Below are 21,138 nucleotides of genomic sequence, written 5' to 3'. Positions count from 1 at the left end.
CAAGCGATCTCGCCATGCCAGACCTTAATCCCCTTGTCCGTCTCCTTCGCCCGCGTTCCGTCGCCGTCATCGGCGCCTCGGATGATCCGCTGCGCATTGGCGGCCGGCCTATCGACTACATGCGCAGCCAGGGCTACCAGGGCCGCCTGATGCCGGTCAATCCCAATCGCGCCACCATCCAGGGCCTGGAAGCCTACGCCAGCGTGGCCTGCCTGCCGCAGACGCCGGACGTGGCCATCGTGGCGGTGGCCGCCAAGCTGGCGCCCGACGTGGTGGCGGAGCTGGCGGCACGCGGCACGGCGGCGGCCATTGTGTTTTCCGCCGGGTTTGCCGAGGCCGGGGACGAGGGCGCGCAGATCCAGCAACGCATGGTGGCGTCGGCGCGCAAATACGGCATGCGCCTGCTTGGCCCGAACTCCCTTGGCGTGGTCAATCCCGGCACCGGTTTTTACGGCAGCTTCACCTCGGTGGTGGAAATGGGCTTTCCGGTGGCGGGGCGGGTCGGCATTGCCAGCCAGTCCGGCGCATATGGCAGCCACATCCTGGGTATTGCGCGCGATGCAGGCATCGGCGTGTCGGCCTGCGTGATGAGCGGCAACGAGAGCGACATCAGCCTGGGCGACATCGTCCACGCCATGGTGGACGACGACAACACCGATGTGATCGCGGTCTACTCCGAGGGCATCCGCGACGGGCAGCGCCTGATGCAGGCGCTGGAGGCCGCGCGCAAGGCGCGCAAGCCGGTGGTCATGATGAAGGTCGGCACCAGCGCGGTGGGCAGCGCGGCGGCGCAGTCGCACACGGCTTCGCTGGCCGGCAACGATGCGGTGACCGATGCGGTGCTGGCCGAGTTCGGCGTGGTGCGGGCGCGCTCCACCGAGCATATGCTCGACGTGGCACGGCTGGCCACGCGCCGCATCTATCCCGCCAACAATTCCCTGGGCGTGATTACCGTCAGCGGCGGCGCTGGCGTCATTATTTCCGATGCGGCGGAAGTGGTTGGCTTGCCGATGCCGGAGATGCCCGCTGCGACCCAGGAGCGCCTGAAGGCTTTGCTGCCCTTTGCGGCGCCGCGCAACCCCGTGGACTGCACGGCGCAGTTCCTGAACGACATGACCATCGCGGGCCGTTTCACGCAAGCCGTGGTGGCCGAGGGCGGCTACCAGTCGGTGCTGGGCTTCTTTACGTACACGGGCGGCGCCGATTCGATCGCGCCGCGCCTGCGCGAGCAGCTCAAGGGCGTGCGCGACAAGCATCCTGACCGGCTCTACCTGCTGTCGGTGCTGGCCTCGCCCGAGCGTGTGCGCGAGTACGAGGCCGACGGCTTTTCCGTGTTCGAGGATCCCACGCGCGCGGTGGTGGCCATCGAAGCCATGGGCCGTTTTGGGCAAGCGTTCGAGCGGGCTGCTGGCTTGCCGCCCCCTTCGGTGCCCGCGGTGGCGCTGCCCGACAGCATGCCTAGCGAGGCGCAGGCCAAGCGCGTGCTGGCGCAGGCCGGCATCGCCGTGGCCCCGGAACGCGCTTGCGCCACGGCGGGCGAGGCGGTGGCGGCGGCCGAGGCGTTGGGCTATCCCGTGGTGCTCAAGATCCTGTCGCCGGACATCCAGCACAAGTCCGAGATCGGCGGCGTGCTGCTGAACGTCACCGATGCGGAGGGCGTGCGTGCTGGCTTCGGCCTGTTGATTGCACGCGCCAAGGAGGCTGTGCCGGGCGCGCGCCTCGAAGGCGTGCTGGTCGCCAGACAGCTCAGCGGCGGCGTGGAGTGCATTCTCGGCATCCAGCGCGATCCCGTCTTTGGCCCGGTGGCCATGTTCGGGCTGGGCGGCATCTTTGTGGAAGTCATGAAAGACGTGGTGCTGCATCGTTGCCCATTCGGCGAGGACGTGGCCGAGCAGATGATCCGCTCCATCAAGGGCGCGCCGCTGCTGCTGGGTGCGCGCGGCAAGCCGCCGGTGGATATCAAGGCGCTGGCGGGCATGCTGGCGCGGCTGTCTGTGTTTGCGCACCAGTGTGGCCCGCGCTTGCAATCGGTGGACCTGAATCCGGTGTTTGCGATGCCGCAAGGACAGGGCGCCTTTGCCGTCGACGCCGTGATCGAGGTGACGGAGCTGCCCCGATGATTCGCGACGCCGAAACCCTCAATGGCCTGCTCGACAGCATCCGGCGCTTTGTGCGCTAGGAACTGGTACCCGCCGCGCGCCTGACGCCGTCACCATCCAGCAGACAACAGCAGACAACACGCCATGCCACTCGACCCCAAACATCTCCTCAGCCGCCAGTTCGCGCCCGTCGAGCAGGCTTACAGCGCGCGCGACAGCATGTGCTATGCGCTGGGCATCGGCCTGGGCGCCGATCCGCTGGACGCTGGCCAGTTGCGCTACGTCTATGAGCACGCACGCGGCGGCCTGCAGGCGCTGCCCACGCTGGTCAACGTGCTGGGTTACAGCGGCTTCTGGGCTGACCAGCCGGATACCGGCATCACTTGGCAAAAACTGGTGCATGCCGAGCAAGCGTTCGTGCTGCACCGGCCGTTGCCGGCGCAGGGGCGGGTGGTCGGCAGGAACAAGGTCACCGCGCTGTACGACAAAGGCCCGGACAAAGGCGCGTTGATGATGCAGGAGCGCCAGGTGCATGACGCGGCCACCGGCGAGCTGCTGGCCACCGTCACCCAGACCACCATGCTGCGCGCCGACGGGGGCTTTGCCGCCGGCGGTGCCACGGCGGGCTCGCCGCCGCCCCCGCATGCGATGCCTGAGCGCGAACCGGACGCCGTGTGCGATCTGGCGACGCTGCCGCAGGCTGCACTGCTGTACCGGCTCAACGGAGACTTCAATCCCTTGCACGCCGACCCGGCGGTGGCGCAAGCGGCCGGGTTCGCGCGGCCCATCCTGCATGGCCTTTGCACCATGGGCATCGCCATGCATGCCGTGCTGAACACCGTGCTGGCTTACGATGCCGCGACGGTGCGCGGCATGCGGGTGCGCTTTACGGCCCCGGTGTTGCCCGGCGAAACGCTGCGCACGGCGATCTGGGTCGATGGCCCGGTGGTGTCGCTGCGCACCACGGCGCTGGAACGCGGCGTGGTAGTGCTCAACGCCGGGCGCGTGGACCTGAGCCGGCCGCCCGCGCCAATCTGACCCAATCTGACGCTGCTTGCGCAGCCATCCCGACACACGTATTCCGAGGAGAACCGAATGGATCTGCTGATCAAGGACAAAGTCGCCATTGTCACGGGCTCGGCCCGCGGCCTGGGCGCGGCTACGGCACGCCACCTGGCGCAAGAGGGCGTCAAGGTGGTGATCACGGACATCCTGCGCGAGCAGGCCGAAGCTACGGCCGCCGCGCTGCGCGCAGACGGCTTGCAGGCGTATTGCATCGTCGCGGACATCACCAAGGGCGCCGATGTGCAGCGGCTGGTGGATGAAACCGTCGCGCATTTTGGCGGGGTGCACATCCTGGTCAACAACGCCGGTTTTCCGCGCGACAAGTACCTTGTCAAGATGACCGAGGAGGACTGGGACCTGGTGATGGAGGTCATGCTCAAGGGCGCCTTCCTGGCTACCAAGGCCGTGATGCCGCGTTTGATCGAACAAGGCTGGGGGCGGGTCATCAACATCAGCTCGCGCGCGCACTTCGGCAATCCCACGCAAGCCAATTACGCGGCGGCCAAGGCCGGGCTGATCGGCTTGGCCAAGGCGCTGGCGCTGGAGGAAGGGCGCTACGGCGTGACGGTCAATTGCGTGGCGCCTGGCTTCATGGAAACCGAGATGGTGCAGGCGTTGCCGACCTACGAGACCATCAAGGAGCGGGCCGTCGCCGCGCAGCCGATCAAGCGGGTTGGCCGGCCGGGCGACATTGCCGACGCGGTGGCCTTCCTGGCTTCGGAGCGCGCCGGCTTCATTACCGGCGAGGTGCTGCATGTCACCGGTGGGCGCTATGGCTGAGTTCTCGGCAGGGCCGGTGCGTTGCGCCGCCAAAGACGGCATTGCCACGCTGACGCTGGACAACCCGCCACTGAATGTGGTTTTCCGCGGCCTGACCGAGGCGCTTGACCGTGCGCTGGACGCGCTGGAACGCGATCCCGCCGTGCGCGCCGTGGTGCTGACCGGCGCCGGCACCCGTGCCTTCTGCGCGGGGTCCGATATCGCCGAGTTCCGGCCGCTGATGCGGCCCGGGCAGATCGTGCCGGGCAAGCTTGCGTTGCAGCATGCGGTGTTTGGGCGGCTGGACGATTTCCCGAAGCCGACAGTGGCGGCGGTCAATGGCCTGGCGTTCGGCGGCGGCCTGGAGATCGCGGTCTGCTGCGACCTGATCGTGGCGGACGAGACGGCACGCTTCGCGCTGCCCGAGATCAAGCTGGGCGTGTTTCCCGGCAGCGGCGGCCCGGTGCGCGTCACGCGGCGCGTGGGCGAAGGGCGCGCCAAGGAGCTGATGTTCCTGGGCGAGCCCATTGATGCAGCCACCGCGCTGGCCTGGGGCCTGGTCAACCGCGTGGCGCCGCCAGGCCAGGCGCTGCAAGCGGCATTGGCGCTGGCTACAACACTGGCGCAGCGCCCGCCGCTGGCGCTGGCGCTGTGCAAGCAGGCCATCGACCTGAGCTTTGACACGACCGAAGACGAGGCCATGCGGCGGGCGCTGCCGCTATTGGACCGCGTTTTCAGTTCCAAGGAAGCGCAGGAGGGCGTGCGTGCCTTCTTCGCCAGGGAAACCCCGCGGTTCGGCACTGACGAACTGCATCAAGAACAAAGGATGCCATCATGAAACGAGCCGCCATTGTCTCTCCGCTGCGCACGCCCATCGGCGCGTTCGGCGGCAGCCTGCGCAGCATCGCTGTCGAAGAACTCGGCGCCACCGTGGCGCGCGCCGTGGTCGAGCGCACCGGCCTGGATCCGGCCCGTATCGAGGACGTGGTGTTCGCGCATTCCTACGCCAACGGGGAGGTGCCTTGCACCGGCCGCTGGGTGGCGCTGCAGGCCGGCTTTCCCATCAGCGTTGCCGGCATGCAGCTGGACCGCCGCTGCGGCAGCGGCCTGCAGGCCATCGCCACGGCTGCGATGATGGTGCAGACCGGCGCCGCCGATGTCGTGCTGGCCGGCGGCGTCGAGAGCATGAGCAACGTGGAGTACTACACCACCGACATGCGCTGGGGCAAGCGCGCCGGCACCGTGAAGTTCCACGACCGCCTGGAGCGCGGGCGCGAGCGCTCGCAGCCCGAAGCCCGCTTCGGCCGCATCTCCGGCATGATCGAGACCGCCGAGAACCTGGCTCGCGACTACGGCATCTCGCGCGAGGAGGCTGATGCCTTTGCGCTACGCAGCCACCAGCGCGCCGCCGCCGCGTGGTCCAGCGGCAAGTTCGCGCAGGAAGTGGTGCCCGTCAGCGTGCCGCAGCGCAAGGGCGAAGCGCTGATCGTGAGCGAGGACGAGGGCATTCGTGCCGATCTCACCATCGAGCAGCTCGCGCGGCTCAAGCCCTTGATGAAGGACGGCATCGTCACTGCCGGCAATGCCTGCCAGCAGAACGACGCCGCCGCCGCCTGCCTGATCGTGGCCGAAGACAAGCTGGACGCGCTTGGCCTGGCGCCTATCGGCTACCTGCATAGCTGGGCCGTGGCCGGTTGCGAGCCGTCGCACATGGGCATTGGCCCCGTGCCAGCCGTCAAGAAGCTGTTCGGCAAGAACGGGCTGGGCTTTGACGACATGGGCCTGGTGGAGCTGAACGAAGCCTTTGCCTGCCAGGCGCTGGCCTGCGCCAAGGGCTGGGGCTGGAACGATCCGGATCGCTTCAATGTGAACGGGTCCGGCATCTCGCTGGGGCATCCGGTGGGCGCCACCGGCGTGCGCATCATGACCTCGCTGATGCACGAGCTGGGCCGGCGCGGTGCGCGCTACGGCCTGGAAACCATGTGCATCGGGGGCGGGCAGGGCATTGCCGCCGTGTTCGAACGCGCCTGACGCCGCCACTACGCCACCACGGACCGGACCGCCCCATGACCTACCCATTCCTCAACCGGCTGCGCGTGATCGAAAGCTCGGCCTTTATCGCGGCGCCACTGGCCGGCCTCACGCTGGCTCAGTTCGGCGCTGACGTGATCCGCGTGGACATGATCGGCGGCGGCATCGACTACATGCGCATGCCGCGCATGCCGCAGGCCGGCGGCAAGGGGCGCAGCCTGTACTGGACCGCGCTGAACAAAGGCAAGCGGAGCATCGCGGTCGACCTGCGCAAGCCTGAAGGGCGTGAACTGGTGCAGGCGCTGGCGACGGCGCCCGGGCCGGATGCGGGCGTGCTGCTGACCAATATCGGCACGCCGTGGCTCGCGCACGAGGCGCTGGCCGCGCGGCGCGCGGACATGATCAGCTGCACCATCCAGGGCAACGGCGACGGCGGCACGGCGGTGGACTACACCGTCAATTGCGCCACCGGTTATCCGGCTGTCACCGGCGGCGGGTCGCGCGAGCGGCCGGTCAACCATGTGCTGCCGGCGTGGGACATTGCCTGCGCCTACCAGGCCGCCTTTGCCGTGGTCGCCGCGGTGGCGCAGCGCCGGCGCACGGGCGCAGGCGCGCAGCTAAAGCTGGCGTTGTCCGACATGGCCTTCACCATGCTGTCGCATCTCGGCTTGCTGGCCGAAGCCGAATTGCTGCAGCAGGAGCGGCCGTCGATCGGCAACCACCTGTATGGCGCCTTCGGCCGCGACTTTGGCACGCTGGACGGCGGCCGCCTGATGGTGGCGGCGATCTCGGCGGGGCAATGGAAGGCGCTGGTGGAGGCATGCGGTATCGCCGGGCAGGTGACTGCGCTGGAGCAGCGCACCGGCCTGAACCTGGGCGACGAGGCCGATCGCTTTGCCTGCCGCGAGGCCATTGCCGAGCTGGTCGCCCCCTGGTTTGCCGCCCGCACGCAGGCCGAGGCGGAGCGCCTGCTGGAAGCGCGCAAGGTCTGCTGGGGCCGCTACAGCACGGTCGGCGAATTGCTGGCCGGCGATCCGCGTGTCAGCCTTGCCAATCCGGTGTTCGAGCGCATTGCGACCCCAGGGGTCGGTGAACATCTTGCGGCAGGCGCGGCAGTACGGGTTGCGTCGATGGAGCGCGCGGCAACGTTGCCTGCCGCGTTGCTGGGCACGCATACCGATCAGGTGCTGCATGAAGTCCTGGGGCTGGATGGCGCCGCCGTCGGCCGGCTGCATGATGCCGGCGTGGTGGCGGGTCCGGAGCGGGACCCTACGGCTGGTGCTGGTTCTGGTGTTGATGCTGGCGCGTGCGCTCGTGCGTAAGCCGCATCAACGCGCTTGCCGCGTCCTCCAGCGCGCCGCTGTTGTCGATCACCGTCAGCCGGCACCCCGCCGGCACGGCGAACGGCTCGCCGGCGCGCTGCAGGCGCCGCACGATGGCTTGCTCGTCCTCGCGGCCGCGCAGCCGCAGGCGCTCTCCCAGCACGTGCAGGCGCACGCTGACCTGTACGGCGTGCAGGGCCGGATAGCGCGCGTGGGCGGCGGCCAGGTGCTCGCGTGACCCGTTCACGACCACGCACAAGCCTTGCGCCAGCCAGTCGTCAAGCTCGGTCCCGATGCCGTAGCACAAGCCGTGGCTGCGCCAGTGCAGCGCAAAGCCGCCTTGCGCCACGCGTTGCTCGAACGCCTCGGGGGTAATCGCCACGCTGTCTTCATCGGCGCTGCTGGCGCGGGTGATGTAGCGTTGCGCCACGCGTACGCCGGCATCATCCTGCAACTTGTCGCGCATCACGCGCAGCAGCGAGTCCTTGCCGCTGCCGGAGGGACCCATCAGGTAAACCAGGCCGCTGCCGTCCGGGGCTTCGGCACCGGCCGCGGCGATGTCGGCGCGCGCCGCGGTGCGCATGGCCTTGGCGCTCATGCCGTGGCTTCCAGCAGAGCCGCGCCGGCGGCATCGGTGGTGGTGCCGTCAAAGCCATAGTGGCGGGCGGCCAGGAAGGGCGCATCCGGCGCGCTCTGCACGAACAGGCTGACGTCGCGTACCGGCATCGGCTGCTGCAGCAGCGGGCCGCTTGCGGCTTGCAGCATGGCGATGGCGCTGTCCTGCTCGGCTTGGTCGAGCAGCCCAGTGAGCGTGATGTGGAAAATAAACGTCTCGAATGCGTACGGGTAGCCCCACGCCTCCAGCATGCGCCGGGCTGGCTCGCTCAGTTGGCCCGGCTTGCGGCGTGCCAGCTCGGCAGGGGTGGGCGGCGCGCGGAAGCTGTCGAACTCACGCACCGCTGCGTCTGCCAGCGCGTGCATGTGCGCATTGGCGCTGGCGTCGCCGCCGAGGCTCCAGGCCAGGAAGCCCCGCAGGTTATGCAGCGCTAGCGGTACCGCGAAGGGCTGGCGGTCCAGCGCGAAGGCGCGCATGGCGGCGTCCAGCCCTGCGGGCGTCTGGCCGTGCGCGAGCCGGAACGGGGCCTTGAGCGTGGCATGCAGGCCATAGTGGGCCGGCGCTTCGGTCCAGCGGGCAATGTGGGCAATGTGGCGGGCAGCGTCGGGTACGGTACGCGCGATCGCCTCGCCTGTTTCGGCGCTGCGCCCCAGCCATTGCTCGCCCACCTGCCGAAAGGGCGCGGCAGGATTAAGGTAGATGGCGTAGCGGTAAGCCTGTGGCAGTGGATTGTTCGACATCGGGCTCGGCATCCTGTGCATGCGGGTCAGGCCGCGCGCCGCTCGCCGCCGGCCTGCACCAGCGGGAAGGCACGCGTGGCGTGGTGCAGCACGCCACCGACAATGGCGGCGCAGACCTGGGGCAGGGCGGGATCGCGGTCGTCGACGATGATGGCGTCGGCACGCAGGCCGGGGCTGAGCGCGCCGCGGTCGTTCATGCCGGCGGCGCGCGCCGGGTTGCGCGAGACCAGGTCCCAGGCGGCCGGCAACGGCAGCACGCCGAGCTGCGCAACGCGGAACGCGGCTTGCAGGGGCGCCGGGTAGTAGTAGTCGGAGGCCAGCACGTTGCACAGTCCGGCCGCGATCATCTCGGTAGCGTCCGGGGCGCCAGTGTGGCTGCCGCCGCGGATCACGTTCGGCGCGCCGAATACCGCGTAGTTGCGCAGCGCGCGGGCGGCGCGGGCCACATCCACGGTAAGCGGGAACTCCGCCACGGTGCAGCCTTGCTGGTGATAGCGCTGGCGGGTGGCGGCGTCGCCGTCGTCGTGCGAGGCGACTTGCAGGCCGGCGGCGCGGGCGGCGGCAATCAGCCGGGCTACGCCTTCGGGCACCTCGCCCGCCTGCGCGGCGGCTTGCTCCAGGCGCTGGCGGAAGATGACCGGGTCGCACTCCGCACGGTCCGCGTACTGCGCCAGCTTGCGCGCCACATGCAGGCGGGTGGCCATCAGCGGCAGGTGGTCGTTGATGGCCAGGAAGCGCACCTTGCCGCTGTCGATCCAGGCCAGCGCGGTTTCCAGCCCGGCCAGGTGATGTGCCTCGAAGCGCAGGTGCACATGGTGCTGCGCGCCAAGGGTGCCGCGCATGCGCTCCAGGCCGTCGAACATGCGCTGGGCGTAAGCCTCGCCACGCAGGCCGCCTTCCCACGATAGCGTCACGCCGTGCAGCTCGGTGGTGATGCCATGCGCGAGCAACTGGCGGTCCACGTCGAACAGCGCGCTGGTGTACGGAAAGCTCACGCCGGGGCGCGGCATCACGGCACGCTCGAAGGCATCGCCGTGAATATCCACGATGCCGGGCAGCACCAGCAGGTCGCCCGCATCGAGGGCAGGCCCTGCCGTGCTGGCTGGCCCTGCCAGGCAACCGTCGCGGAATGCGAAGGCGGCCGGCGCAATGCCGTTGGCGGAGAGAACGCGGCGGCCACTCAGGCCGGCGAGGGTGGGGTGAGATGCGTGATTGGTATCCATGCTGGCGACCTTAGCGCGGGCAGATGACAAACAGATGTCTAGACCAATTTGATCGGTGGGACCGCGTTCCAAACTGCAGCCGATTGCGCATTTTAGTCCTCATCGGTTACGGTCAGCTGGACCCAGTCGCCGGCAAAGCGCACCACGCTGTATTGCAGCGGCGCGCCGTCCAGGTCGACGTTGAGCGCCTCCACCTGCAGGATCGGCCGCGTCTTGGGCTGGTTGAGCTGGCGGGCCACCGGCGCCGTCGGCATGGCGGCGGTGATGCGCGACCACTTGCGCGTGTAATCGGTAATGCCGTAATGGGCGAGCGCCTTGGAGATCGACAGGCGCGCACGCAGCTCGGCGTCCATGCCGGGAAACCGCGTGGCATCGAAATAATGCTCGGCCACGTCGATGGTGCGGGCTTCGGCCTTGCCCAGCATCTGCACGCGCAGGATGGGCGCGCTGCGCGCCAGGCCCAGGTGCTTGGCGATCTCGGGCGCGCGCAATGTTTGCGATTCCAGCACCTCGATGTGCCCGCGCATGCCCTGGCTGGCCAGGTTCTGCGAAAACCGCGTGCGCCGCCCGATGGCGTAGTCGATGGCGTGTTCCTGCACGAAGGTGCCCCGGCCTTGTTCGATGCGCACCAGCCCGTTTTGCTCCAGCTCGCCCATGGCGCGGCGGATGGTATGGCGGTTGACGGCGAAACGCGTGGCCAGCTCTGGCTCAGGCGGCAGGCGCTCGCCCGGGACATAGAGCTTGTTGCGGATGTCGAGCGCCAGGGCCTCGCCGATCTGGCGCCATACCGCGACTCCCGAGCCCCGCTCGACTTCTTGTTCCACCATCGTGTCCTGCCTTTTCGTCATCCTGCGTTAATCATTTGCGTGCTTCAATAGGGTGCGATTGTGCCTCAACCTGGCCATGCCGTGCACGAGGCCAAAGCGCATCGCCGGGCGTCATGAAAGCTTCATCTGGCTGTGTTGTAGTTCGGCCATGGATGGTATTCTACATCTAAACGTATAGACGTATAGGGGATGTGAAATGGATCGAACCGATACCGAAGCGGGCGCGCAGCCGGGGGCAGCGGCCCAGCAGCAAGCGGCTCAAGCGGCCCGCGCCGCCTGGCTGCGCGTGCTGGCACTGGCCGCTCCGGATGCCCTGGCGCAGGCCGTGGGCCGCCTCGGCGCGCTGCCGGCCTACCGCCTGCTGCGCAAGCCGGAGAGTGGCATGGCCATGGTGCGGGGGCGCGCCGGCGGCACGGGGGCGCAGTTCAACCTCGGCGAGGTCAGCGTGACGCGCTGCGCGGTCACGCTGGAGCCGGGCGTAGTCGGGGTGGGTTACGTGCAAGGCCGCATCCACGCCCAGGCGGAGCAGATCGCCGTGCTGGATGCGCTGCTGCAGTTGCCAGATTGGCATGCGCGCGTGCAGGCCGAAGTGGTCGCGCCGCTGGACCGGGCGCGCACGGCGCAAGGCGAAAACAAGGCCGCCGTGGCGGCGCAGACAAAGGTGGAGTTTTTTACCATGGTGCGTGGAGAGGACTGAGATGCCAGGCCAAACGATTGCCGCCCAGACGGCTGGATACGACAACGTGCCCCCGGCGCGGCACGGCGCGCCTGCGCCGATGCTGCTGCCCGGCTTTGACGATGCGGTGCAATCGGCGCAGCGGACCTTCCGCGCCGCGCTGCATGCCATGTCCCACCCGGGCAGCATCGGCGAGCTGGCCGAGCCGTGCGGCGTGCCGCAGGGCTTGTCCCCGGCCTTGAGCGCGCTGCTGCTCACGCTGGTCGATAGCGATACGCCGCTGTGGTTGCCACCGCAGACGCCCGAAGGCGTGCGCGCCTTCCTGCGCTTTCACTGCGGCTGCCCGCTGGTGACGCAAGTGGCGCAGGCGGCCATCGTGGCGGTGCCGGCCGGCCATGCCATGCCCGATCTGATGGCTTGCGCCCAGGGCGATCCGGCGTACCCGGACCGCTCGGCCACGTTGCTGATCGAGGTCGCGTCGCTGAGCGGCGGCCCCGAGGTCACGCTGCGCGGCCCGGGCATCGAGACCCACGCCACGCTGGCCGTGCAAGGCTTGCCTGCCGATTTCTGGACCCAGTGGCAGGCTAACCATGCGCGTTTCCCGCTTGGCGTGGACGTGCTGCTGACCAGTGGCGGCGCCCTGTGCGCGCTGCCGCGCACCACCCAAGCGGAGGCTTGACATGTATGTTGCCGTCAAAGGGGGCGAGCGCGCCATCCTCAATTCGTACCGCATGCTGGACGATTACCGCCGCGGCGACCGCCGCGTGCCGGAGCTGACGCTGGCGCAGGTGCGCGAGCAGATGCCGCTGGCTGTGTCGCGCGTGATGGCCGAGGGCTCGCTGTATGACCCGCACCTGGCCGCGCTGGCGATCAAGCAGGCCGCGGGCGACCTGATCGAAGCCGTGTTCCTGCTGCGCGCCTATCGCACCACGCTGCCGCGCTTTGGCTATTCGGTGGCGCTCGATACCGGCGCCATGCGCCTGCAGCGCCGGATCTCGTCCACCTTCAAGGACGTCCCGGGCGGGCAGGTGCTGGGGCCGACCTACGATTACACCCAGCGCCTGCTCGACTTCACGCTGGAAGCCGAGCGCGACAATGCGCCGCTGCCGGCTGCGGCAACCACGCTGGATGCGCGCATGCCGCGTGTGACGGACCTGCTGCGCCAGGAATCGCTGATCGAGCCGGAGACCGTGCCCGAGCACGATCCCGCGCCGCCCGACCTCACGCGAGAGCCGCTGGAGCTGCCCGCTGCGCGTCCGGCGCGCTTGCAGAACCTGGCCCGCGCCGATGAAGGCTTCCTGCTGTCGATGGGCTACTCCACCCAGCGCGGCTATGGCAACTCGCACCCGTTTGCTGCCGAGATCCGCTACGGCGAGGTGGAAGTGGAGCTGTTCGTGGAAGAGCTGGGCTTTGCCGTGACCATCGGCGAGATCGAGGTCACCGAATGCCAGATGGTGAGCCAGTTCGCCGGCAACGCGCAGGAAGGGCCGAGCTTTACGCGCGGCTACGGCCTGGTGTTCGGCTATGGCGAGCGCAAGGCCATGTCGATGGCGCTGGCCGACCGCGCCATGCGCGCCGCCGAACTGGGCGAAGCCGCCGACGCGCCCGCCAACGACGTGGAGTTCATGCTCTACCACAGTGACAACGTGGAGGCCTCCGGCTTCGTGCAGCACTTGAAGTTGCCGCACTACGTTGATTTCCAGACCAATCTCGAACTGCTGCGCCGCCTGCGCGCCGAGCGTGGGCAAGCCGTGCCATCCCCGGCGCCCACGCCGCCGGGGCAAGACGCTGCCGGTATCTCCCAAGTGCTGGCGCAGGAGGCCATCGCATCATGACCGACACCAATGCCAACACCGTCGTGCGCGACGAACACTACAACTTCGGCTACCTGGACGAATCCACCAAGCGCATGCTGCGCCGCGCGCTGCTCAAGGCGGTGGCGATCCCCGGCTACCAGGTGCCCTTCGGCAGCCGCGAGATGCCGCTGCCCTACGGCTGGGGCACCGGCGGCATCCAGGTCACCGCCTCCATCATCGGCGCAGACGACGTGCTCAAGGTGATCGACCAGGGCTCGGACGACACCACCAACGCCATCAATATCCGCCGTTTCTTTGGCCGCGTGACAGGCGTGCAGACCACAGAGCGCACCGCACAGGCCACGATCGTGCAGACCCGCCACCGGATTCCGGAAACGCCGCTGGCCAAGGGCCAGATCATGGTGTTCCAGGTGCCGATCCCGGAGCCGCTGCGCTGGCTGGAACCGAGCGAGACCGAGACCCGCACCATGCACGCGCTGGCCGAGTACGGCGCGATGCATGTCAAGCTGTACGAGGACATTGCCCGCCATGGGCGCATTGCCACCACCTACGACTACCCGGTGATGGTCAACCAGCGCTATATGATGCGGCCGTCGCCCATCCCCAAATTCGACAACCCCAAGCTGGACTACAGCCCGGCGCTGATGCTGTTCGGCGCGGGGCGTGAGAAGCGGGTCTACGCGGTGCCGCCCTTTACCAGCGTGAAGAGCCTGGACTTTGACGACCATCCGTTCGCGGTGGAGACGTGGGATGGCTGCTGCGAGCTATGCGGCTCCACCGACAGCTATCTCGATGAAATCATCACCGACGACGCGGGCGGGCGCATGTTCGTCTGCTCCGATACCGAGTACTGCGCCACCCGCCAGGAGCAGGGTGAGACCGGGCCCAACGGCACGGCCGCCAACGCAAGCAAGGAGGCAGCATGAGCCGCACCGATCCGCACCAGCCGCTGTTGTCCGTGCGCGGCCTGACCCGCACCTGGGACGGCGTGCATGGCTGCCACGATGTCAGCTTCGATCTGTTCCCCGGCGAAGTGCTGTGCGTGGTGGGCGAGTCCGGCTCGGGCAAGAGCACCTTGCTGCAGGCAGTGTCCTGGCAGGCCGCGCCGGAATCCGGCAGCGTTTGCTACGACACGCGCGAGCAAGGGCTGGTTGACCTTGCCACGCTGTCCGACGCCCGGCTACGCCTGCTGGCGCGTACCGACTGGGGCTTCGTGCGCCAGAACGCGCGCGATGGCCTGCGCATGCGGGTGAGCGCCGGTGCCAATATCGCCGAGCGCCTGATGGCGGTGGGCGGGCGCCACTATGGCGAGCTGCGCGAAGTGGCCGGCACGTGGATGGAAAAGATGGAGCTCGACCTGGGCCGCCTGGACGATGCGCCGACCAGCTTCTCCGGCGGCATGCAGCAGCGCTTGCAGATCGCCCGCAACCTGGTGACGCATCCGCGCCTGGTGTTCATGGACGAGCCCACCGCCTCGCTCGACGTCTCGGTGCAGGCCCGCCTGCTCGACCTGCTGCGCCGGCTGGTGGCGGACCTTGGGCTGGCTGCCATCATCGTCACCCACGACCTCGCCGTGGCGCGCCTGCTGGCGCACCGCACGCTGGTGATGCAGGGCGGGCGCGTGGTGGAAAGCGGCCTGACCGACCAGATCCTCGACGATCCGCACCATCCGTACACCCAGTTGCTGGTGTCTTCCATTCTGCAGGGCTGATCATGACGCAAGACGCCTACCACCATCCAAGCACAGCCGCCGACGCCCAGCGCATCCAGGTGCGCGGCCTCGGCAAGACCTTCATCCTGCATAACCAGGGCGGCACGCGCCTGCCCGTGCTGCAGGCCATCGATTTCGACGCTGCCGCCGGCGAATGCCTGGTGCTGGCTGGCAGTTCCGGCGCGGGCAAGAGCACGCTGCTGCGCTGCCTGTACGGCAACTACCTGGCCACGGAAGGCAGCATCCGCATCCGTGACAACGACGCGTGGGTGGAGCTGACCCGCGCGCCGGAGCAACGCATCCTGCAATTGCGGCGCGAGGTGATTGGCTATGTCAGCCAGTTCCTTCATGTGATCCCGCGCGTGAGCACGCTCGATGTGGTGGCCGAGCCGCTGCAGCAGCGCGGCGCCAGTGCCGACGAAGCGCGCGAGCGTGCCGCGGTGCTGCTGGCGCGGCTGCAGGTGCCGGGCCGGCTGTGGAGCCTGCCGCCCGCGACGTTCTCGGGCGGCGAGCAGCAGCGCGTGAATATTGCGCGCGGACTGATCGGCGGCCATCCGGTGCTGTTGCTCGACGAGCCGACCGCCTCGCTCGACGCGGATAACCGCGCGGTGGTGGTGGCGCTGATCCGCGAAGCGCTGGCCGAGGGCCGGTGCCTGGTCGGCATCTTCCACGACGAAGCCGTGCGTGAGGCGGTGGCCACCAGGCTGCTGCCATTGCACCCGCCGGCTGTCATGGAGGCTGCGCCGGCCGGCAAGCTTGCGGCTGTCGCGGGCTGAGCCATTCATCTTTCCCGTATTTACTCGTTCCCAATCGTTCCCAATCGTTCCCGGAACCGACCATGCTTCCTGCTTACCTGACTCATGCACGGATCGTCCTGCCCGACGGCGTGCTAGCCGACAGCGCCTTGCTGATCGACAACGGCCACATCGCGGCCATCGAGCCCGATGCCGCCGCCGTGCCGCGTGCCGCCCAGGTGATCGACCTGCGTGGCCAGACGCTGCTGCCCGGCCTGGTCGATCTGCATTGCGACGCCATCGAGAAAGAAGCCGAGCCGCGCTCGCGGGTGATGTTCCCGCTGGATTTTGCCGTGGCGCAGATCGATCGCCGCAACGCCGCCGCGGGCATCACCACGCCTTACCATGCGGTCTCGTTCGCCGGTAATTCGTTCGGCGTGCGCAATTTCGACACGGCCGGCGAGCTCGTGCGCGCCGTCGCCGCCTTTCGCAGCCACAGCCTGGTGGATAACCGCATCCATTGCCGTTATGAAGTCACCGACGCCAGCGCGTTGCCGGTGCTGGAGCAACTGGTGGAATCCGGACTGGTGGACCTGGTCTCGGTGATGGACCATTCGCCCGGGCAGGGCCAGTTCAAGACACTGGAGGCCTACCTGGCCTACATGATGGGCAACCACGCCATGAGCCGCGAAGAGGCCCATGCTGCTGCCGCCAGGAAACTGGTGGAGAAGGACGGCGCACTGGAACGGGTCGAGCGCCTGCTGGCACTGGCCGCGCGCACAGGGGTGCCGGCCGCGAGCCATGATGACGACTCGGCACAGCGTATCGCCACCATGCATGCGCTGGGCGTGCGCATGAGCGAGTTCCCGATCAACCTGGAGACGGCGCAAGCCGCCAAGGCAAAGGGGCTGCCAACCATCCTTGGCGCGCCCAACGTGCTGCGCGGCCAAAGCCAGAGCGGCTCCATGCGTGCCATCGACGCCATCAACGCCGGGGTGGCGGACTGCCTGTGCTCGGACTACCAGCCGTCCACGCTGATTGCCGCCGCCTTTGCCGCGGAACGCCTCGCTGGCCTGAGCCTGCCGCAGGCTGCCGCGCTGGTCAGCGCCAACCCGGCCGCCGCTTGCGGCTTGTCCGATCGCGGGCGCATCGGGGCCGGGCTGCGTGCGGACCTGGTGGCGGTCGCCATGGTGGCGGGCCAGCCGCTGGTGACGCATACGTGGTCATCGGGCCGGCTGGTGTTTGCCGCGCACTATCCGGCGGGCGCCCGGGCGGCTGACAGCGCGGGCGTGGTCCAGATGCCAGCGCTCGACGCACCAGGCGAGCCTAGCCGCGCGGCGGCATGACCATGGCGGCCGATATTGGCAACGGGTGGGCCGAATCGCCGCAGGCGGGCAGCGTGGCCGCGGTAAGCCTGAGCGCCACGCACACCTTCAGCAAGACGGTGACGCCAGTCATCCGCCTGCTGGCCGGGCTGGGCGTGGAGGGTGACGCGCATCTGGGGGTAACCGTCAAGCACCGTTCCCGCGTGGCGGTGGACCCCAGCCAGCCCAACCTGCGGCAGGTTCACCTGCTATCGGTGGAACTGCTGGCCATGCTGCAAGCCGCCGGCCATGCAGTGGCGCCCGGCGCGCTCGGCGAGAACATCACCACGCGGGGCATCGACCTGCTGGCGCTGCCAACCGGCGCGCGGCTGCACCTGGGCGAGACCGCGCTGGTCGAGATCACCGGGCTGCGCAATCCCTGTGCGCAGATCGAGCGCTTCCAGCCGGGCCTGCTTGCTCGGGTGCTGGGTCGGGACGATGAAGGCAAGCTGGTGCGCAAGGCCGGCATCATGGGCATTGTCCTGGCCGGCGGACTGGTGCGCGCGCACGACACGATTCGCGTGACGCTGCCGCCCGAGCCTCACCGCAAGCTGGAACGGGTTTGAGCAGGATGCGAGGATGAGGGTACGGATGAGGGGGGGCCGCCCTAGCGGTGCGACGCGCGGACCGCTCCGCGGTGGGAACCGTGCCAGTCGCCCGGTATGTCGGGAAAGATCTCGCACTCGCCGCGCACGATCAGCTCCACCGTCGCGCAGACGCCCTTGACACCGCGCGGGCCTACGCAGACCAGGCTGTGCGGGTGTTCCGAATGATTGGGAATGGCATACACGCGCATCCCTTCCTGATACAGGGGATGTGCGGGCAGCCTGGCGTTGAGTAGTTCGACAAAACGCAAGGGGCTTACAACCGGCTTTTCCATCTTGCTCTCCCATGGAGCATGGGCGCGACCTCCGGCGGGCTCCGGATGGGCCGAAAGTGCTTGGAGAACGGACTGGACGGGAGGCGGGGGGAGCCCTCCGTCCATGTCACCTGCACAGACCAGGAATGTGACCAGGACGCCGCGGCAGGCGCGGAATACGGCGCAAAAGCCGCTTACCGCGGCGATCGATTCAAGGGGCCACGCCGTAAGGTTAGGCGATTTATTGGCGGGATCAAGCTTGCCGTCGGCGTAAAAGAGCTAGTGGGACGAAGGCGGCACTCAGCGGCGGCCATCGCCGCTGGGGAAGGCCGGCTGGCGGGCTGAGGTATATTCCACGGGTGGCAGATACGCGCCTCCTACCGATTTCCTTTTCCGCATGAACGTTACGCCACCCCTTGCCACCGCTGGTGCTGAATCCAAGGCCGCTTCCTTCGCCGCATTGCGCGCGCACTACGATGCCGTGGTCCTGCCGCTCTGGACCGGGCCGGGATGGAACGCCACGATGCAGCTGCCCTATGAGGCGCTGTCCGGCACCGACTGCCAGCCTTTGCCGGTGGCGCGCTACCGCGCCATGGCCTGCGCGCGCCAGCTCTATGTGTTTTCGCGGTGCGATGGCCCCGATGGGGCGGCCCATGCCGCACGCCTGTTCGCATCACTCGGGGGCCGCTTTGCCGATGGCGCGCAAGGTGGCTTCATCTACAGCATCGATGCGCAGGGACAGCCTCTGGATACCACCAAGGACCTGTACACCCACGCCTTCGTCGTCTTTGCCTGCGCGGCGTATTACAAGCGTTCAGGCAGCGCGCAGGCGCGTGCCTTGCTGGATGGCACCACACGGCTGATCGAGGCGCGTTTCGCCACCGCGGATGGCCTGTACCATGCCGCGCTAGCACAAGACTTTCGCCCGCTAGGCGGCCCCCCCCAGCAGAACCCGATCATGCACCTGACCGAGGCCTACCTGGCGGCGTTCGAGGTCACCGGGGAGCGCCGCTATGCGGACCGCCTGGCGGGCATTGCCGCAGCCGTGCAGGCCACCTTTGTCGATCCGGCGACGGGTTGCATTGCCGAGTTGCCGATGTGCACGGATCGCGCTGGCAACCGGGTCGAGCCCGGCCATCAGTTCGAGTGGTTCTCGCTGCTTGCCAGCGCGCCCGCGTTGTTCGAGGGCTCCGGGCTAGCGCAAGCGCTGGCACGCGCCTTCGGCTTTGCCATGCAGCACGGCGTTGACACCAGCACCATGGGCGTAGCCGCGGCGCTGCATCTGGATGGCTCGCCCCGAGACCCGATCCAGCGCATCTGGGCCCAGACCGAATTCGCGCGGGCGCTGGCGGTGCGCGGGGACACCGTGGCGCTGGCGCACCTGCAGGCCTGGCTGAAAGCCTACCCGGCGCGATTCCTGCACGCGGGCGGCTGGCATGAGTGCCTGTCGCCTGCCGGCAAGGTGGAGCGCGCGGAGATGCCTTCGACCACGCCATATCACCTTGCCACGGCTTACCAGGCGCTGCCGCGGGATTGACGCCCTGGCCGGTCAGCCGGCGGCTGGGCTGAGCAGGCGGTCGAACTCGCTGCGCACGATACGGTAGGACTCGCCGGAAAAGCCCTCCAGCCCGGCCCGGTCGATCACGGTGATATGGCCGCGGCTGTGGCGGATCATTTGCAGCTCCGCCAGTTTGCCCACCGCCTCGGTCACGCCCTCGCGGCGCACGCCCAGCATGTCGGCAATGGTTTGCTGGGTCACGTCGAGCTCATTGCAGGGCGAGCGGTCCAGCGCCAGCAGCAGCCAGCGGCACAACTGCGTGGTCAACGAGTGGTGGCGGATGCAGACAGCCGTCTGCGACACCTGCGTAAGCAGCGCCTGCATATACAGCAGGGCCATGCGCTGCAATGTGGGCAGCTCGGGGTAGATCGCGCGCAGCTCGCTCGCGGCAACGCGAAAGCCGGCGCCGCTCCTGCGCACTTCGATCCGGTTGGGCATGGTCTCGGCGCCGGTCAGCGCGGGCAGGCCCACCAGCCCCTCACGGCCCACGGAGGCGAGTTCCACGGTGGCGCCGCTTTCCTGCAGCGACATCATCGAGATCACCGCCGTGCTCGGGAAATAGAGATGCCGGATGCGCTGGCCGGAGTCGCTCAGCAGTTGCCCCGCGCGCAGGTTGACGCTGTCCAGGCGTGGCAGGAGCAAGCGGCGCTCGTGCGGTGGCAAGGCGCCCAGCAAGTGATTGCCGGATAGATCCAGTTCGGTGTCGGTCATCCCGTTGTCTCCCCAAGTCGAAAGGTCGCGGCTGCTGCGCCAGCCGTTTGGTTTTTCTCTGTTCGGTATGCCACGCAGACGGGGCTTGACCCGTTAACGTATTAAGCTTCATGCGTGCGCTTGCCGACAGTGGCCGGAGGTTGGAGATCGCCACGGTATTGGGGGGATATGCTTTTGGCTGGATTCAACCCTGGGTTCATACTTTTGACCTAGGAGGGCTTAGGTGGGCTTAGGTGGGCTTAGGTGGGCTTAGGTGGCCCGGGCGCCGCACGGGGAGGCGGCGGACGGATCGGCGCAAACAATCTGAAAAAAACCTGTAAGTTCGTGTGGGTGGCGGCGACGAATGGGCACATTCACCCAGTTGGAGATTGCCATGTACCCGAACCTCACCAAGTCGTTCACCAAGTCGCTCACCAAGTCTCTGTTCGCCGCCGCCATCGCCGGCGCCGTGCTTGCCCTGGGCAGCGCCCAAGCTGCTAGCCCGGCTTCCCATGGCGCCACCAGCGTGCGCGATATCTACAGCGACGGGGCGCGCACTGCGCCCGTGAACGCCTTCACCGATGGCGCACGAGGCGGGCGGTTCGATGCATTCACCGACGGTACCCACGCCCGCATGGTGGATCCCTTTACCGATGGCGCACGCATCGCCGGCCTGGATCGCACTGGTCCCTCCGCAGATCCGGCACGCAGCATCGACACGTTCGTCGACGGCGCACGCAAGCTCGATACGTTCACCGATGGCGCGCGCATCGCCGGCCTGGACCGCGCTGGCGTATCCGCCGATCCGGCGCGCAGCATCGACCCGTTCGTCGACGGCGCACGCAAGCTCGATACGTTCACCGATGGCGCGCGCTTCGCCGGCCTGGATCGCACTGGCGTATCCGCCGATCCGGCGCGCAATATCGACCCGTTCGTCGATGGCGCGCAGAAAGTGGCTGGCATGGACACCCGCGGCGTTTCGGCGTCGCCGGCCCGCAGCTTCAACGTGTACCAGGATGGCGCGGATGCTTGAGCCGCGCGCGGCCC

The 21,138-nt window shown here is 68.4% G+C and carries 22 protein-coding genes; 16 read left to right on the top strand and 6 right to left on the bottom strand.

Annotation, left to right across the window (positions count from 1 at the left end):
* The first annotated feature begins 14 nt into the window (after positions 1–14).
* From F7R26_RS29565 to F7R26_RS29540, 6 genes are all read left to right on the top strand, one after another.
* Entirely contained in the window at positions 15–2,120 is a 2,106-nt protein-coding gene (locus F7R26_RS29565; RefSeq protein ID WP_150989374.1) for an acetate--CoA ligase family protein, read from the top strand.
* 123 nt (positions 2,121–2,243) lie between these two features.
* Complete coding sequence (locus F7R26_RS29560; RefSeq protein WP_150989371.1) at positions 2,244–3,137, top strand: MaoC/PaaZ C-terminal domain-containing protein; 894 nt, start codon at positions 2,244–2,246, stop codon at positions 3,135–3,137.
* A gap of 57 nt (positions 3,138–3,194) precedes the next feature.
* Positions 3,195–3,944: an SDR family NAD(P)-dependent oxidoreductase gene (locus tag F7R26_RS29555; protein WP_150989368.1), complete on the top strand. Its 750-nt coding sequence runs from the start codon at positions 3,195–3,197 to the stop codon at positions 3,942–3,944.
* Positions 3,937–4,761 (top strand): enoyl-CoA hydratase/isomerase family protein, encoded by an 825-nt coding sequence (locus F7R26_RS29550; protein WP_150989365.1) that lies wholly within the window; start codon positions 3,937–3,939, stop codon positions 4,759–4,761. The genes F7R26_RS29555 and F7R26_RS29550 overlap by 8 nt, the downstream gene beginning before the upstream one ends.
* Complete coding sequence (locus F7R26_RS29545; protein WP_150989362.1) at positions 4,758–5,954, top strand: acetyl-CoA C-acetyltransferase; 1,197 nt, start codon at positions 4,758–4,760, stop codon at positions 5,952–5,954. The genes F7R26_RS29550 and F7R26_RS29545 overlap by 4 nt, the downstream gene beginning before the upstream one ends.
* A gap of 35 nt (positions 5,955–5,989) precedes the next feature.
* Entirely contained in the window at positions 5,990–7,276 is a 1,287-nt protein-coding gene (locus tag F7R26_RS29540) for a CoA transferase (RefSeq protein WP_150989359.1), read from the top strand.
* Here F7R26_RS29540 and phnN read toward each other — a convergent pair.
* The 4 genes from phnN to phnF all read right to left on the bottom strand — a co-directional run bounded on the left by phnN (position 7,224) and on the right by phnF (position 10,682).
* Complete coding sequence (phnN, locus tag F7R26_RS29535; RefSeq protein WP_241754783.1) at positions 7,224–7,859, bottom strand: phosphonate metabolism protein/1,5-bisphosphokinase (PRPP-forming) PhnN; 636 nt, start codon at positions 7,857–7,859, stop codon at positions 7,224–7,226. The genes F7R26_RS29540 and phnN overlap by 53 nt on opposite strands.
* Before the next feature lie 11 nt (positions 7,860–7,870).
* Positions 7,871–8,632, bottom strand: a complete 762-nt coding sequence (locus tag F7R26_RS29530) for a DUF1045 domain-containing protein (protein ID WP_150989354.1) — start codon at positions 8,630–8,632, stop codon at positions 7,871–7,873.
* A gap of 26 nt (positions 8,633–8,658) precedes the next feature.
* Positions 8,659–9,855, bottom strand: a complete 1,197-nt coding sequence (locus tag F7R26_RS29525) for an alpha-D-ribose 1-methylphosphonate 5-triphosphate diphosphatase (RefSeq protein ID WP_150989351.1) — start codon at positions 9,853–9,855, stop codon at positions 8,659–8,661.
* A gap of 92 nt (positions 9,856–9,947) precedes the next feature.
* A complete protein-coding gene (gene phnF, locus F7R26_RS29520; protein ID WP_150989541.1) occupies positions 9,948–10,682 on the bottom strand; it encodes a phosphonate metabolism transcriptional regulator PhnF in 735 nt (244 codons plus the stop codon).
* Positions 10,683–10,878: 196 nt separating this feature from the next.
* Here phnF and phnG point away from each other — a divergent pair, with 196 nt between their 5' ends.
* The 8 genes from phnG (at position 10,879) to F7R26_RS29480 (ending at position 17,550) form a co-directional block, all read left to right on the top strand.
* On the top strand, positions 10,879–11,379 hold the full coding sequence (phnG, locus tag F7R26_RS29515) for a phosphonate C-P lyase system protein PhnG (RefSeq protein WP_150989348.1): 501 nt from the start codon (positions 10,879–10,881) through the stop codon (positions 11,377–11,379).
* A 79-nt stretch (positions 11,380–11,458) separates the two neighbouring features.
* Complete coding sequence (phnH, locus tag F7R26_RS29510) at positions 11,459–12,037, top strand: phosphonate C-P lyase system protein PhnH (RefSeq protein WP_150989538.1); 579 nt, start codon at positions 11,459–11,461, stop codon at positions 12,035–12,037.
* A gap of 1 nt (position 12,038) precedes the next feature.
* On the top strand, positions 12,039–13,193 hold the full coding sequence (locus F7R26_RS29505; protein ID WP_150989345.1) for a carbon-phosphorus lyase complex subunit: 1,155 nt from the start codon (positions 12,039–12,041) through the stop codon (positions 13,191–13,193).
* Complete coding sequence (locus tag F7R26_RS29500) at positions 13,190–14,101, top strand: alpha-D-ribose 1-methylphosphonate 5-phosphate C-P-lyase PhnJ (protein WP_150989343.1); 912 nt, start codon at positions 13,190–13,192, stop codon at positions 14,099–14,101. Before F7R26_RS29505 ends, F7R26_RS29500 begins: the two co-directional genes overlap by 4 nt.
* Complete coding sequence (gene phnK / locus F7R26_RS29495) at positions 14,098–14,886, top strand: phosphonate C-P lyase system protein PhnK (protein ID WP_150989340.1); 789 nt, start codon at positions 14,098–14,100, stop codon at positions 14,884–14,886. Before F7R26_RS29500 ends, phnK begins: the two co-directional genes overlap by 4 nt.
* A gap of 2 nt (positions 14,887–14,888) precedes the next feature.
* Complete coding sequence (gene phnL / locus F7R26_RS29490; protein WP_150989337.1) at positions 14,889–15,662, top strand: phosphonate C-P lyase system protein PhnL; 774 nt, start codon at positions 14,889–14,891, stop codon at positions 15,660–15,662.
* 62 nt (positions 15,663–15,724) lie between these two features.
* On the top strand, positions 15,725–16,966 hold the full coding sequence (locus tag F7R26_RS29485; protein WP_150989334.1) for an alpha-D-ribose 1-methylphosphonate 5-triphosphate diphosphatase: 1,242 nt from the start codon (positions 15,725–15,727) through the stop codon (positions 16,964–16,966).
* A 2-nt stretch (positions 16,967–16,968) separates the two neighbouring features.
* Positions 16,969–17,550 carry an MOSC domain-containing protein gene (locus F7R26_RS29480; RefSeq protein WP_150989330.1) on the top strand — a complete coding sequence of 194 codons (582 nt, stop codon included), beginning with the start codon at positions 16,969–16,971 and terminating at the stop codon, positions 17,548–17,550.
* A gap of 41 nt (positions 17,551–17,591) precedes the next feature.
* Here F7R26_RS29480 and F7R26_RS29475 read toward each other — a convergent pair whose 3' ends face one another.
* On the bottom strand, positions 17,592–17,864 hold the full coding sequence (locus F7R26_RS29475; protein ID WP_150989327.1) for a hypothetical protein: 273 nt from the start codon (positions 17,862–17,864) through the stop codon (positions 17,592–17,594).
* A 376-nt stretch (positions 17,865–18,240) separates the two neighbouring features.
* On the opposite strand from F7R26_RS29475, the gene F7R26_RS29470 reads away from it, so the two are divergent.
* Positions 18,241–19,380, top strand: coding sequence for an AGE family epimerase/isomerase (locus F7R26_RS29470; protein ID WP_150989323.1), 1,140 nt, complete (start codon positions 18,241–18,243; stop codon positions 19,378–19,380).
* A gap of 12 nt (positions 19,381–19,392) precedes the next feature.
* Here the strand turns inward: F7R26_RS29470 and F7R26_RS29465 are convergent, their stop codons facing one another.
* Positions 19,393–20,112, bottom strand: a complete 720-nt coding sequence (locus tag F7R26_RS29465) for a Crp/Fnr family transcriptional regulator (RefSeq protein WP_150989321.1) — start codon at positions 20,110–20,112, stop codon at positions 19,393–19,395.
* Between the two features lie 373 nt (positions 20,113–20,485).
* Here F7R26_RS29465 and F7R26_RS29460 point away from each other — a divergent pair, with 373 nt between their 5' ends.
* Positions 20,486–21,124, top strand: coding sequence for a copper resistance protein CopQ (locus F7R26_RS29460; protein ID WP_150989318.1), 639 nt, complete (start codon positions 20,486–20,488; stop codon positions 21,122–21,124).
* Positions 21,125–21,138: the final 14 nt, after the last annotated feature.

It is taken from the genome of Cupriavidus basilensis, from assembly GCF_008801925.2.
GTDB lineage: Bacteria > Pseudomonadota > Gammaproteobacteria > Burkholderiales > Burkholderiaceae > Cupriavidus > Cupriavidus basilensis.
This window is presented reverse-complemented; position numbering and strand designations above follow the sequence as displayed.